Source organism: Cryobacterium sp. 10I1 (assembly GCF_035019805.1).
In the GTDB taxonomy this organism is placed as follows: domain Bacteria; phylum Actinomycetota; class Actinomycetes; order Actinomycetales; family Microbacteriaceae; genus Cryobacterium; species Cryobacterium glucosi.
The window spans coordinates 1-13,336 of record NZ_JASJVF010000076.1; the positions used below are offsets into that span (position 1 = coordinate 1).

Below are 13,336 nucleotides of genomic sequence, written 5' to 3' on the forward strand. Positions count from 1 at the left end.
CCCGAGAACCCTCCCGCCATCCCTCCTGATGTCCCTCCCGACAGCAGCCTCAACGCCCAGCACCTCGGCCTGGTGGAGCCGTCCCTCGCCGATTTCTATGACGCGATCCGGGAAGCAGACCGGGAAATCAACCGGGCCACCGCTCGCCGGGCCGCCGCGATCTATACCGCGCAACGGGTGCTGGCCGATGCGGGCCGGGCCCGGGCGGAGGCCGCCGAGCAGGCCGGCGGGCCGCGCCCGCCGTGGTCGCCGGAGGAGGCCACCAAGGAGGAGTTCACCTGCGAGGTCGGGGCCCTGCTCCGGCTGCCGCGGCGCACGGCGGAGACCCTGATCGAAGCCAGCCGCACCCTCGCCGAAGACCTCCCCGCAACCCGGGACGCCCTCGCCATCGGGGCGATCAGTTACCGGCACGCTCAAGTGATCATGGACCAGGCCTGGGGCATCCGCATGGGAGACGACCCGGAAGCGGCCGCCCGGGCCCGCGCCGTGTTCGAAGACGTCCTGGTGCCCGTCGCGGAAGTCCTCACCGTGGCGAAGCTGTCCGACCGGGCCCGGCGGGTGCGGGAACGCACCCACCCGGAAACCATCACCGCGAGGCACCAGAAGAGCGTCGAAGACCGGCACGTGGTCTTCCAGGCCCTCAACGACGGGATGGCGTCGTTGTATGTGACCGGGGACGCGGAGAAGGTGCAGGCCGCCTACCACCGCACCCTCGACACGGCGCTCTGCCTGCAGGGCCCGGAGGAAACCCGCACCCTGACCCAGCTGGCTGCAGACGTGCTCACCGACGTGCTGCTCAGCGGGGTCACCCCGGACGGACTGGGTGCCGGGGTGGCCGCGCAGGTCAACGTCACCGTCCCGGTCCTGACCCTGCTGGGCACGAGCGAGGAACCCGGGTATCCGGCCGGGTACGGACCCATCGACCCCGACACGGCACGGCGTCTCGCGGCGGGGGCGCCGAGCTTCACCCGGCTGCTCACCCACCCGGAGACCGGGGTCGTGCTCTCGATGGGACGGGACACCTACAAGGTCCCCGCCGCGCTCAAGAAGTGGCTCGAGGTGCGCGATGAAACCTGCACCTTCCCCGGCTGCCGCCGCTCGGCGAAACGCTCCGACGTGGACCACAGCGTCGAGTGGCAGCACGGCGGCGAAACCAACGCGATGAACCTCGCCCACCTCTGCCCGTATCACCACGCGGTCAAGAGCTACAAAAGATGGACACCGAGACACCTGGGCGATGGTCGGATCGAGTGGACGTCCCCGGCCGGGTACCGCTACATCGTGGAACCCTCCGCCGACATGAGGCCACCCCGGAAACCCAAACCCGCACCGAAACCGCGGGTTCCGTTCGTGGATGTCTGGACCCTCGACCCCGAACCCAACGACCCCGACAACCCCGACAACCCAAGCCCGTTCTAGTCAGCAGCGCAGCCGAAGAGGCGCCAGCGGGCTGGTGCCTGCGGACGCCCCTGGGTGCGGTGATGCTGGGTACGGTGATGCTGGGTACAGCCCGACTTGGTACTGCGCCGCTAGACGCTCGCTACTTGGTACTGCGCCGCTTGACGCTCGCGACTTAGTACCGCGCTACTGGGTACTGCGCTACTTGGCACTGGTTGAGCTCGTGCTCTCACCGATGATGCCGTGTTCCCAGCGGCGTTCGTCGAGGTCGTTGGCGATCCTGCGGTACTTATCGTCGGACACGGTGTAGATGAAGTAGATGATGATGGCGGCGATGACCAGTGCGAGGGCCGGATACAGCGTCATGACCGCCTTGATACCTTCGAGCGTCTCGCCCGACTGGCTGGTGGCCTTGGCCACATATCCGGTGACGGCGAGCATGCCGGCACCGACCACCGCGGCGCGGGACTGGGCGAGCTTGCGAGAGAAGCTGAAGGCGGCAGAGGTCACGCCCTCCTTGCGCACCCCGGTGTGCCATTCGCCGTAGTCGATCGTGTCGGAGACGAACGCCCAGGTGATGCCGTTCGGGATGGCCAGTGCGGCGGAGCCGATGGTGACGAGGATCATGAACGTCCACAGGTTGGTCGGGATGATGAAGTCCAGCCCGTTGGCGACGATCGCGATGATGAAGCTGCCCATCACGGTGCGCTTCTTGCCGAAGCGCATGACGAGCCTCGGGATGAACATGATGCCGACGATGGAGGCACCGATCATGACGAGGTTCAGTACGGCCTGGAGTGCGAGGTTCCCGAGGTTGTACTGGGCGAAGAAGATCATCATCATGTTGTTGACGTTCATCGACGAGATCGTGAAGAGGGACATCAGCACGAGGCCGAGCAGCGGGCGATTGGTGAGAACTGCCCTGGCGTAATCCTTGATGCCGTTCTTCCCCGAGCTCGCTGCCCGGTTGATGACGACATTCTCCTTGGTGCCCCGGTAGCAGAGCACGAATGAGACCATGGTGAAGGTGACGACGGTCATGACCGCGAGGAGGATCGCGCTGACCATCATCACCGGGCGGAACTTGCCGCGCTTGCCGATCTTGCGGCTGTCGATGAAGATCGCGGCGAGCGGGTCCATGACGGCGTCGAAGAGTTTCACGAGCACGAAGATCAGGGCGACGACCGCCGGGCCGATGCCCGCGGTGTCGATCCAGAACTTGGTCAGGTAGGCCTGACCCAGGTCGAACATGAACCCGCTGCCCAGGTCGCCGAATCCGTAGGCGACCTTCTCCTTCGTATTGAGTCGGGCTTCTGAACCAAAGACGGCGGGGGTGGGCTCTGCGGCAGAGACAATCTCCGCGTTCTCTTGGATGGTCATGGTCGCTCGACGCCAGGAACCTGCGCGTGTGGACGCAGCGCAGCAAAGTGGCACTGTTTCCCTCGTCGTGCGGCGAGCCCCGGGTGCAGCGCACGACAAAGCCCCCTGCCTCCCGGTCAAATGCGGGAGGCAGGGGGCTTTGTCGTGCCCGTTACTCGGCCAGGCTCTCGCCGGATCCGTTGCAGAGGAACAGGGTGGCACCCGCCGCGATCACGGTGACCACGAGTGTGGTGATGCCGATCACGATCGGGATGTTGCTCGTTCCGGGAGGAGCCATCAGGGTGAAGATCGCCGGCGCGAACGCGGCAAGCATCAGGCCGACGTTCTGCGAGACGGCGAAGCCGGTGACGCGCAGCCGGGTGGGGAACTGCTCCTGGTAGGCCGTGGCGAATGTGGCGTTCCACATCTGGAAGAAAATCGACATGGCGAGCACGCCGAGGATGAGCACCATGGCGAAGTTCTTTTCCTGCACCGCGAAGAGGAACGGGATCGAGGTGAGGCCGCCGCCGAGGGCGCCGGTGATCATGAGCGCCTTCCTGCCGAAGACGTCGGAGAGCTTCCCGAACAGCGGGATCGTCAGGGCAGAGACCGTGTTGATGATGAGGATGATCCACAGGAACTCACTCGTCGTGAAGCCGACTCCGTAACTCTCCTGCTTGCCGTAGGTGACACCGAAGACCAGGGTCGCGGTGCCGATCACGTTGGCGAGCGTGCTGATGACGCAGATGAGGAGCATGCGCGGGTAGCGACGGAACAGTTCGATCGCCGGGGTCTTGAACTCCTTGACCTGGGACTGCTTCAGGTAGGCGGGCGGCTCTTCGATGTTGCGGCGAATCAAGTAGCCGGCGAGGATGACGACCGCGCTGAGCAGGAACGGAATCCGCCATCCCCAGCTCTGGAAGGCCTCGGCGGGGAGCGCGGATGCCAGCGGAAGCATGAAGGCGAGGGCGAGGATGCTGCCGATCTGGGACCCCTGCAGGCTGAAGCTTGCGAAGAAGCCCCGCTTGGCATCGGGCGAGTGCTCGACGATGAGGGCGTTGGAGGCGCCCAGCTCCCCGGCGACGGCGAAGCCCTGGACGAGCCGGAGCACCACCAGCAGGATCGGCGCGAGAATGCCGACCTGGGAGTACGTCGGCAGAACGCCCACGAGGAGCGTGGCCAGGCCCATCATCATCATGGCGATGACGAGGACATGCTTCCGCCCGTGGCGGTCGGCCAGGTTGCCCAGGACAATGGCGCCGATGGGCCGCGCGACATAGCCGACGCCGTACGTCGCCAGCGAGGCGACGATGGCGACGGCCGGGCTCGCGGTGGGGAAGAACACCGTCGGGAACACGAGTGCTGCTGCTTGGGAGTACAACGTGAAGTCGTAGTACTCCAGTGCGCTTCCGATCCACCCACTGAAGGCGGCGCGCTTGAGATTGCGGGATGAAACCTGTTTGTCGTTCGACGGCGTCCTCTGTGACGTTGCCGTGTTTTCGCTCATGACGAAACCCTTGATCTTCCTTGATAAGTGGTTCTAGTGTGATCGTTCGTGGTGCAGAGTGCAGTTCGCCGGTCAGGCGAGTGGCGCGAGGATGTAGTCGCGCACCTCCCCCGGTTCGGCGTTTGCGATGAAATACTCCGTGAAGTTCTCGGTGGCGATGGTTTCCTTCAGGAAGTCCTGATCGATTTCCTTGAGCACCTGGATGAGGGGCTTGTACACGACCGCCTTCACCTCGTTGAGGATGCGTGCATTGCGCTGCTCAGGGACCACCCGTTCCTTGGGGTACCCGCCACCCATCGGCTCGGCGAACAGGCGCTCGAAGATGAGCGTGAGGTTGAGCTCGGCCCCCCAGCCGAAGCCCTTCGCATAAGGGATGGAGAGCGCGTTGCCTCCGTTGATCTGGGAAAAGAGGTAGGCATCCGTCGGTTCGATGGCGATGCCGCAGACCACGCCGGGGAAGCTGTTGCAGGCGAGCATGGCCCCCACGCCGGTGCCGCAGCCGGTGACGACAAAGTCCACGGCCTTCGTGCCCAACAGGATCGAGGCGAGGAGACCGTTCTGAACGTAGGTCAGCCGGCTCTCGCCCTCTTTCCCGGTCATCCCGTAGTTAAAGGACTCGTGGCCTTTCTCGTCGGCCACATCCTTGAGCGCCTTGTAGATGATGGCGTTCTTGGAAGCCTGGGAGTTCTCGTTTATCAAAGCAATCTTCATTGGTTCTTCGACCTTTTTCATTGATGGTGCTCACGATGTGGTGCGGGCAGTCCCGCGTTACTGAGGGGTTTTCCCGATGTAGGCGAGGATGCCGCCGTCGACATAGAGGACCAGGCCGTTGACGAAGTCGCTCGCGTCGGAGGCCAGGAACACTGCCGGCCCCATCAGGTCCCTGGGGGTCCCCCAGCGCGCGGCCGGGGTCCTCGCGATGATGAACTGGTCGAAGGGATGCCGGGAGCCATCGTCCTGGAGTTCACGGAGCGGGGCCGTCTGCGGCGTTGCGATGTAGCCAGGGCCGATGGCGTTGCACTGGATGTTGGCCTCGGCGAATTCGGAGCAGATGTTGCGGGTGAGCATCTTCAGGCCACCCTTGGCTGCGGCGTAAGCCGACACGGTTTCGCGCCCGAGTTCCGACATCATCGAGCACATGTTGATGATCTTTCCGTGGCCGTTCTTGATCATTCCCGGCAGCACGGCCTTGGCGACGATGAACGGCCCGTTGAGGTCGACGTCGATCACCTGACGGAAGTCGGCGACGCTCATCTCGAGCATCGGGACGCGCTTGATGATGCCGGCGTTGTTGACGAGGATGTCGATGGTGCCGACCTCGTCCTCGATCTGCTTGACCATCGCAACGATCGCGTCTTCGTCAGTGACGTCCGCGACATATCCGTGAGCCTCGATCCCGGCTTCCTTGTAGGCGGCGAGTCCCCGGTCGACGGCCGCCTGGTCGCGATCGTTGAAGACGATCCGGGCGCCCGCCACCGCATACGCCGAGGCGATTGCCAGTCCGATGCCGTAGCTGGCGCCGGTGATCAGGGCGACTTTGCCGCTCAGGGAGAAGCTCTCCATGTCAAACTTTTCGGTCATTTTCTTACTCTTTTCGTGGAAGGCATGGTCGTCTCAGCAGAAGGAGACGAGATATTCGGCGAAGCACAGCACCGTGAGCGATTGGCCGTACGGCATCGCCGTCTGGTCGATGTTCTTGTAGAAGTCCAGGTCGTCACCCATTCCGGTTCCGACCGAGACGTTCTGGACTTCGCCCTCGTCGGTGATCCGGTCGTACAGTGCGGCGACGGCCTTCTCCGCCACGGCCGCATAGCTCTTGTCGATGTAGCGCTCATGTACCGCTTTGAGCAGCCCGTATGCGATACCGGCGGTCGCGGACGACTCGAGGTAGGAGGTCGGGTCATCGAGCAGCGTGTGCCACATGCCGGACTCGTCCTGCAGCTCCGCGAGTGCGGAGACCTGGCTGTTCAGAATTTCGAGCAACCAGTCCCGGATCGGGTCTCCGGGCTTGAGTCCCAGGGTGCCGATGAGTTCCGGAATGGCGATGGTGATCCAGCAGTTGCCACGTGCCCAGAGCGCGTCTGCGTAGTTGTCACGGCGCTCGAACGACCAGCCGTGGAACCAGAGGCCCGTCTTCTTGTCCAAGAGGTACTGGGCATGGATGAGGAACTGGTACTTGGCTTCCTCGATGTATTCCGGCCGATCCAGGAGGCGACCGATCTTCGCGAGGGGCAGCACCGTCATCATCAAGGTGTCGTCCCAGAGCTGCTGAGAGTTCGGCCCGGCATAGGTCATGTGCTGCATGCCACCACCGTGAGTGCGCGGCATGTCGTGCATGGCCCATTGCGCCCACTGGTTGAGGTACGGGATGTACCTGCTGTCCTTGGTGTCCTCATACAGGCAGGCCATGGCGAGCAGCGGTGCCATCGTGTTGACGTTTTTCGGCGGAGCGCCCGCGGCGAGCGCGGTATCGAACCACTCGCGGACGACATCCGCTGCCAGGGAATTTCCGGTGATCCGGTAGTTCTTGTAGATCCCGTAGAGACCGACACCCTGGGGCCAATTCCAGACATTCCAGCTCTTGTCGTCGACGACGACATCACTGAAATGGAGTAAAAACTTACCTGACTCGTCCCTGATTGTGGTCAGGTTGGAGATCATGGCATCGATCTTTTGAACGATCTGCTCTCTGCTGACGGCAGTGTCTAGATGCATGGTTTCTCTTCACAATCTTCTTTGATTCCTTGTATTTGAAACGTTACAACCCCGGAATCCGTCGATATAGGCCCCGTGGTGTCGACCGTTGCTCAAAAACTGCCGTTTCTTGCAGCGGAGGCTGCGTGCCAGACTGTCGCCTGAGCTCTCGGAGAGGAGGCGCCGATGGAGCCTCGCCGCGCAGTGATCGTGAACACGATGGTCTCCGGGCATTTCGAGCTGTACCACGTCGACAATGCCGTCCGTGAGCACGCAAACCTGCACTATCACGACTTCCACGAGATCAATTGCGTACTGCGCGGCACGGGTGTCTTCCGGCTCGGCGGAACCGAGTACTCCACGGAACCGGGAACCGTGACCTTCGTGCGGAGGAACGACCTGCACAACATCGTCAGGCAGTCCAGCGAGTACTACGAACGTGCGTACATCCACATTCGCGAGGAGTTCCTCACGAGCCGTTCCTCAGACAGCACCAACCTCAACCTCCTGTTCGCCAAGGACGGCACCCCGACCAGCCAGGTCATCAGTGTGGATGCCGACTGGTTGCGCGAACAGATTTCTCACCTGGACGAGCCCGATCAGGAGGGCTTCGGCGCGGACCTCGTCCGAGAGAACCGGCTGATCGAGTTCCTGATCGACCTCAACAAGGCGGTCTTCGGCTCCGAGAACGCCGTCGTTCCCCACGACCTTCCCGTGTCGGCCCTCATCTCGGCGGTCATGGGCTACGTCGCCGACAACCTGGACGAGGATCTGTCACTCGATGCCGTCGCGGGCAGGTTCTTCATCAGTAAGTACTACCTGTCACGCCAGTTCAAGACGAACACCGGACTCAATTTCCACCAGTACACGCTCAAGAAGCGACTGCTGCACAGCAAAGACCTCCTGAGCACGCACGGGAACGCCCTGGACGTCTATCGGATCGCCGGGTTCTCGTCGTACACGCACTTCCTCCGCTGCTTCAAGGATGAGTTCGGCATGACGAGCAAGGAATTCATCCGCCGGAGTCGCAACCCCGAAGGCATTCACTTCGAGAATCCCGATTCCGTGTAGCGATCCACGGTCCTGGCAATCGCGTCGTTGACGGTTTCCTCCATGATGACGGCGAGACAGGGAGCGTGCGCGCTGATCGTGGCCAGAATCTGGGCGACCGGGAGGACCCCGTCGTCGATGTCGCAGCGGACGACGCGACCGTCCGAGAGGCGGTAGTCGTCGAGGTGGGCCGCGACGATGCGTCCCCCGAACCGTTCAAAGGCGTCGCTCGTCAATGCCGCAAGATCGACGGGCTCGTTCGGGTCGAGCAACGCCGTGGCGTCGAACACGATGCCGAGGAAGGGTGAGTCGACGTCGTCGAGGAGTTGCTCGACCCGATCGAGGTTATAGATCGGGTGGTTAATGCCCGGCTCAATGGCGACGATGGTCCCCACGCGTTCGCCGAATTCCGCGAGCCGCCGAATCACCGCTGCGGCCTCCCGGTACGCCTCATCCGTGAAGTTTGCCCGGGTATAGGCAAAACCCTCCGCATTGACGCTCCCCGTCTCGGTCGCCACCATCGGGGCACCAAAATGCCGAGCGTTGAGCAGATAGGCCTCGAACTTCCGCAGGATCGCCTCCCTGCGATCGGCATCCGGATGAATGATGTTGTCGTAGCAGCCCAGCACGGCGATATCCACGCCCTGGGCGGCCATCACGCGGCGGAAGTAAGCGCCCAGGCCGGGGTTGACAGCGCGTGCGCCATTCAGTTCGGGGAAGGACCGGCCCAGGGCCAGTTGCACGTTGTGCACCCCGTATCCCGCCAGGCCACGCGCCAGCGCCTCGGGAGTTGACGCCCACGTCACGTCGTGTCCGCGAGCGCCGAAATTGATCGTCATATCCGTACCTTTCACCGCTGTGGCCAACTCGCCGAACTGTACACCTCTGCCTGGGCGAGCCCTGACCTGGTCATCCGGGCGGAGAATGGCGGCCCCGTGACCAGCGCAACCCCCACGCACGGCGATAATCAGACCATGGGCGCAGATCGAGACAACGAGGATGCCAGACCTCGTGCCGCCAGTGTGTTCGATGTGGCCAGGGTCGCTGGAGTGTCCCACCAGACGGTCTCCCGTGTCCTGAATGATCACCCCAGCCTTCGCGCAGCCACGCGACAGAAGGTGCTCGATGCCATTCGGGAGCTGAACTACCGGCCGAACGCGGCCGCCCGCGCGTTGTCCTCGAGTCGATCGCGCCTGATCGGAATACTGTCGACCTCGAGTGGAGAGTACGGCCCCGCGACCATCGTCGCCGCCATCGGGGCAGCAGCACGCAGTCGCGGCTACAGCGTGACGATCGCGAACGCGGACGGACTCGACCGAAGATCAGTGGATGACGCACTCAGCCATCTGGCCGACCTCTCTGCCGAGGGGCTGATCGTGGTGGCCCCGCAGACCCAGGTGCTCGTCGCTCTCGAAGGCCTGACGATCCCGGTGCCATATGTGACGCTGCAGACGGCAGCGGGGAGCGGGCTGCATGGCGGGATGCTGGACCAGATCCGGGGGGCCCGGCTGGCCACCTCGCATCTCATGGATCTCGGCCATCAGCGCGTGGGCCACATCGCCGGCCCGCCAGAATGGCTCGACGCGCAACAGCGCCTGACCGGTTTCCAGGAGGAGCTTCGATCGCGCCAGCTGGATCCGCGATTCGTAGAGATCGGCGACTGGAGCGCCGCGTCAGGTCATCGTGCCGCCCGTGCGCTGATCGAACAGGGCGTGACGGCCATTTTCTCCGGTAACGACCAGATGGCGCTCGGCGCCCTGAGCGCCGCGGTCTCCCTGGGGATGACCGTGCCGGGGGATCTCAGCATCGTCGGCTTCGATGACGTTCCCGAGGCCGCGTACTACCAGCCCGCGCTGACGACCGTTCGGCAGGACCTGGCCGAAGCCGGACGGCGCGCCGTGGCCCTTCTCCTCGGAGAAGCTGACGTGCGTCCTGCCGTCGACCCTGAGCTCATCGAGCGGGCGTCCACCGGAGCCCCGCCGGAGCGGCCGCGACCCGAATGCTGACGGTCGACATACGGGATGCCGATGTCGTAGACTGCATATGATCGCCAATGTGATCGATCACATGCGTAAGTCAAAGGAGTCTTGTGTCGACATCGAGTACCGTTTCCCCCGGCGATTCCGCACGAGACGACCTCCGTGCGGGGCGCCTCTCGCTCGGGATCGAACTGGGGTCGACCCGGATCAAGGCGTGCCTGATCGGCGACGACCCGTCCCAGGTGATCGCGGTCGGCAGTCACGAGTGGGACAACGAGTTCGTCGGACAGGTCTGGACCTATTCGCTCGAGAACGTGTGGTCTGGCTTGCAGGCGGCCTACGCCGACCTCATCGACAATGCCGAATCACGCTACGGCTTACGCCCGGACGGCTTCGCGGCGATCGGCGTCTCGGCCATGATGCACGGATACCTCGCGTTCGATGCGGCCGGCGACCTCCTCGCGCCCTTCAGAACCTGGCGGAACACGACGACCGGCCCTGCTGCCGCGGAACTCACCGACCTGTTCGGCGTGAACATCCCGCTGCGCTGGTCCATTGCACATCTCCGTCAGGCGGTCCTCGACGACGAACCGCACGTCCCCGAGATCGCCTTTCTCACCACCCTTGCCGGTTATGTGCACTGGCGGCTCACGGGTCGGAAAGTCCTGGGAGTCGGCGACGCATCGGGCATGTTCCCGATCGACGCGCTCACGAAGACCTACGATGCCGAGCTGGTGGCGCGATACGACGGGCTCTCCGCGGCCGGCACGCCCGGATCAGGCATCGTCGACCTGTTGCCGGAGGTGCTTGTGGCGGGTCAGCCCGCAGGGGCCCTGACCGAACAGGGTGCCCGGCTTCTCGACCCGACCGGCACGCTCAAGCCCGGCGCGGCCCTCTGCCCGCCCGAGGGTGACGCCGGAACGGGAATGGTCGCGACCCGATCTGTCGCCCCCCGCTCGGGCAATGTCAGTGCGGGCACGAGTATCTTCGCCATGGTCGTGCTCGAACGACCGCTCGAGAATGTGCACCACGAGCTCGACGTTGTCACGACTCCCGCCGGGGACCCCGTCGCGATGGTCCACTGCAACAACGGTGCGAGCGAACTCGCGACCTGGGTCGGCCTCTTCGCCCGGTTCGCCGCGGTCGCCGGCCAGCCGCTCGCCAGCGATGTCGTGTTCGACGCGCTGTTCCGCGAAGCACTCGAGGGCGAGGCGGACGCCGGTGGGCTGTTGGCCTACAATCACCTGGCGGGCGAGCCGATCGCCGGCCTCAGCGAGGGCAGACCCCTCGTCGTGCGCACGCCGGACAGCCGGCTGACGCTCGCGAACTTCATGCGGGCCCAGCTCTACGGCGTTTTCGGCACGCTCAGCCTCGGGATGCGCGTCCTTGCCGACGAGGGCGTCGTGATCGAGGAGATGTTCGCCCACGGCGGCATGTTCCGCACCGCAGGGGTCGCGCAGCGATTCCTCGCCGGGGCGCTCGGCACCCCCGTCACCGTGACCGAAACGGCCTCGGAAGGCGGCGCCTGGGGCATCGCGGTGCTGGCGTCCTACCTGCGGGCCGCCGAGCACGGCCAGAGCCTCGACGACTACCTCGACGAACAGGTCTTCGCGAACACCGCGTTCGACACTACCCAGCCGGATCCGACAGACGTCGCCGGATTCACCACCTACCTTGCACGCTATTCCGCCGGCCTCGCCGTCGAACGTACCGCCGTTGACGCACTCTCACTGAAGGAAATCACCCTATGAGCAACCGCATCACTCCCGACCTGACCTCCTACGAGGTCTGGTTCCTCACCGGCAGCCAGAACCTCTACGGCGAGGAGACCCTTCGACAGGTGGCGGAGCAGTCGCGCGCCATTTCGGACACGCTCGCGGCAGCATCCGACATTCCGATCACGATCGTGTGGAAGCCGGTGCTGAAGGATTCGGAGTCGATCAAGCGCGCGATCCTCGAGGCGAATGCCGCCGACAACGTGATCGGCTTGATCGCATGGATGCACACGTTCTCTCCCGCGAAGATGTGGATCTCCGGGCTCGACGCCCTCCAGAAGCCCCTGCTGCACTTCCACACCCAGGCGAACGTCGAACTGCCGTGGGCGGACATCGACATGGACTTCATGAACCTGAACCAGGCCGCGCACGGCGACCGGGAGTTCGGTTACATCCAGACTCGCCTCGGCGTCGCCAGGAAGACGGTCGTCGGCCACGCCACGAGCCCCGCTGTCACCGCGCAGATCGGCACCTGGACCCGTGCCGCCGCCGGCTGGGCTGCGACCAAGAGCCTCAAGCTCGCCCGGTTCGGCGACAACATGCGTTACGTCGCGGTCACCGAGGGTGACAAGACCGAGGCAGAGCTGCGGTTCGGCGTGCAGGTCAACACGTGGGGCGTCAACGAACTCGCGGAGGCCGTCGCCCAGGCCACGGAGGACCAGATCGACGCCCTCGTCGCCGAGTACGAGGAACTCTATGACGTCGCTCCTGAGCTACGGGCGGGCGCCGAGCGTCACGAGTCGCTGCGCTACGGTGCCGCGATCGAAATCGGCCTCCGGTCCTTCCTGGAAGCGGGCGGATTCGGCGCGTTCACCACGAGCTTCGAAGACCTCGGAGCCCTCCGCCAGCTCCCCGGACTCGCCGTGCAGCGCCTGATGGCCGACGGCTACGGCTTCGGCGCCGAAGGCGACTGGAAGACGGCAATCCTCGTGCACGCCGCCAACGTCATGGGCTCCGGGCTCCCCGGCGGCGCCTCCCTGATGGAGGACTACACCTACGACCTGACCCCCGGAGCGGAAGTCATCCTGGGTGCCCACATGCTCGAGGTCAGCCCGAGCCTGACAACCGCGAAGCCGACGCTCGAGATCCACCCGCTCGGCATCGGCGGCCGGGAAGACCCCGTGCGCCTCGTATTCACGGCAGATCCTGGACCCGCCGTCGTGGTTGCGATGAGTGACATGCGCGACAGGTTCCGCCTCGTCGCCAACGTCGTCGAGGTGGTCGAGCCCACCGCTCCCCTGCCGAAGCTGCCGGTCGGCCGCGCCGTCTGGAAGCCGGAACCGTCCTTCGCGGTCTCGGCGGCCGCGTGGCTCACCGCTGGTGCGGCGCACCACACCGTGATGTCGACCGCGGTCGGCCTCGAAGCGTTCACCGACTTCGCCGACATCGCGAAGACGGAGCTTCTCGTCATCGATGCGACGACAGACCTCCGGAGCTTCGAACACGGGATCCGCTGGAACCAGGCGTACTACCGGCTGGCCCAGGGCCTCTGAGTCTCTGAGTCTCTGAGCCTCTGAGCCTCTGAGCCTCTGAGCCCAGGATCGGATCGCCTGGCCGCGTTCGGCCAGGCGCTC

The 13,336-nt window shown here is 64.7% G+C and carries 11 protein-coding genes; 5 read left to right on the plus strand and 6 right to left on the minus strand.

Annotated elements, in window-relative coordinates; all coding sequences use genetic code 11:
• Positions 1 to 1,419: HNH endonuclease signature motif containing protein (locus QN345_RS08875; protein ID WP_323508580.1), on the plus strand; the 1,419-nt coding region annotated here is incomplete at its 5' end.
• A gap of 180 nt (positions 1,420 to 1,599) precedes the next feature.
• Here QN345_RS08875 and QN345_RS08880 read toward each other — a convergent pair.
• The 5 genes from QN345_RS08880 to QN345_RS08900 form a co-directional block, all read right to left on the minus strand.
• Positions 1,600 to 2,778, minus strand: a complete 1,179-nt coding sequence (locus tag QN345_RS08880; protein WP_322136617.1) for an MFS transporter — start codon at positions 2,776 to 2,778, stop codon at positions 1,600 to 1,602.
• 151 nt (positions 2,779 to 2,929) lie between these two features.
• A complete protein-coding gene (locus QN345_RS08885; RefSeq protein ID WP_323504847.1) occupies positions 2,930 to 4,264 on the minus strand; it encodes an MFS transporter in 1,335 nt (444 codons plus the stop codon).
• A gap of 72 nt (positions 4,265 to 4,336) precedes the next feature.
• Positions 4,337 to 4,975, minus strand: a complete 639-nt coding sequence (locus tag QN345_RS08890) for an RpiB/LacA/LacB family sugar-phosphate isomerase (protein WP_323508581.1) — start codon at positions 4,973 to 4,975, stop codon at positions 4,337 to 4,339.
• Between the two features lie 57 nt (positions 4,976 to 5,032).
• Positions 5,033 to 5,845, minus strand: coding sequence for a gluconate 5-dehydrogenase (locus QN345_RS08895; protein ID WP_322189259.1), 813 nt, complete (start codon positions 5,843 to 5,845; stop codon positions 5,033 to 5,035).
• A gap of 33 nt (positions 5,846 to 5,878) precedes the next feature.
• Positions 5,879 to 6,979, minus strand: coding sequence for a glycoside hydrolase family 88/105 protein (locus tag QN345_RS08900; RefSeq protein ID WP_322140601.1), 1,101 nt, complete (start codon positions 6,977 to 6,979; stop codon positions 5,879 to 5,881).
• 165 nt (positions 6,980 to 7,144) lie between these two features.
• Here QN345_RS08900 and QN345_RS08905 point away from each other — a divergent pair, with 165 nt between their 5' ends.
• A complete protein-coding gene (locus tag QN345_RS08905) occupies positions 7,145 to 8,029 on the plus strand; it encodes an AraC family transcriptional regulator (RefSeq protein ID WP_322136623.1) in 885 nt (294 codons plus the stop codon).
• On the opposite strand, the gene QN345_RS08910 is transcribed toward QN345_RS08905, so the two are convergent.
• Positions 8,002 to 8,847 carry a sugar phosphate isomerase/epimerase gene (locus QN345_RS08910; protein WP_322136624.1) on the minus strand — a complete coding sequence of 282 codons (846 nt, stop codon included), beginning with the start codon at positions 8,845 to 8,847 and terminating at the stop codon, positions 8,002 to 8,004. The two genes, QN345_RS08905 and QN345_RS08910, sit on opposite strands and share 28 nt — an antisense overlap.
• A 135-nt stretch (positions 8,848 to 8,982) precedes the next feature.
• Between QN345_RS08910 and QN345_RS08915 the strand changes: the two genes are divergently transcribed.
• The 3 genes from QN345_RS08915 (at position 8,983) to araA (ending at position 13,255) form a co-directional block, all read left to right on the plus strand.
• Positions 8,983 to 10,014, plus strand: a complete 1,032-nt coding sequence (locus tag QN345_RS08915; RefSeq protein WP_323508582.1) for a LacI family DNA-binding transcriptional regulator — start codon at positions 8,983 to 8,985, stop codon at positions 10,012 to 10,014.
• An 83-nt stretch (positions 10,015 to 10,097) separates the two neighbouring features.
• Complete coding sequence (locus tag QN345_RS08920) at positions 10,098 to 11,738, plus strand: xylulokinase (RefSeq protein WP_322189257.1); 1,641 nt, start codon at positions 10,098 to 10,100, stop codon at positions 11,736 to 11,738.
• A complete protein-coding gene (gene araA / locus QN345_RS08925) occupies positions 11,735 to 13,255 on the plus strand; it encodes an L-arabinose isomerase (RefSeq protein ID WP_322136628.1) in 1,521 nt (506 codons plus the stop codon). Before QN345_RS08920 ends, araA begins: the two co-directional genes overlap by 4 nt.
• Positions 13,256 to 13,336: the final 81 nt, after the last annotated feature.

What these genes read in the sequence shown, in the direction of transcription:
- QN345_RS08880 (WP_322136617.1), bottom strand. Translation starts at nt 2,778, where the DNA reads ATGACCATCCAAGAGAACGCGGAGATTGTCTCTGCCGCAGAGCCCACC.
- QN345_RS08885 (WP_323504847.1), bottom strand. Translation starts at nt 4,264, where the DNA reads ATGAGCGAAAACACGGCAACGTCACAGAGGACGCCGTCGAACGACAAA.
- QN345_RS08890 (WP_323508581.1), bottom strand. Translation starts at nt 4,975, where the DNA reads ATGAAGATTGCTTTGATAAACGAGAACTCCCAGGCTTCCAAGAACGCC.
- QN345_RS08895 (WP_322189259.1), bottom strand. Translation starts at nt 5,845, where the DNA reads ATGACCGAAAAGTTTGACATGGAGAGCTTCTCCCTGAGCGGCAAAGTC.
- QN345_RS08900 (WP_322140601.1), bottom strand. Translation starts at nt 6,979, where the DNA reads ATGCATCTAGACACTGCCGTCAGCAGAGAGCAGATCGTTCAAAAGATC.
- QN345_RS08905 (WP_322136623.1), top strand. Translation starts at nt 7,145, where the DNA reads ATGGAGCCTCGCCGCGCAGTGATCGTGAACACGATGGTCTCCGGGCAT.
- QN345_RS08910 (WP_322136624.1), bottom strand. Translation starts at nt 8,847, where the DNA reads ATGACGATCAATTTCGGCGCTCGCGGACACGACGTGACGTGGGCGTCA.
- QN345_RS08915 (WP_323508582.1), top strand. Translation starts at nt 8,983, where the DNA reads ATGGGCGCAGATCGAGACAACGAGGATGCCAGACCTCGTGCCGCCAGT.
- araA (WP_322136628.1), top strand. Translation starts at nt 11,735, where the DNA reads ATGAGCAACCGCATCACTCCCGACCTGACCTCCTACGAGGTCTGGTTC.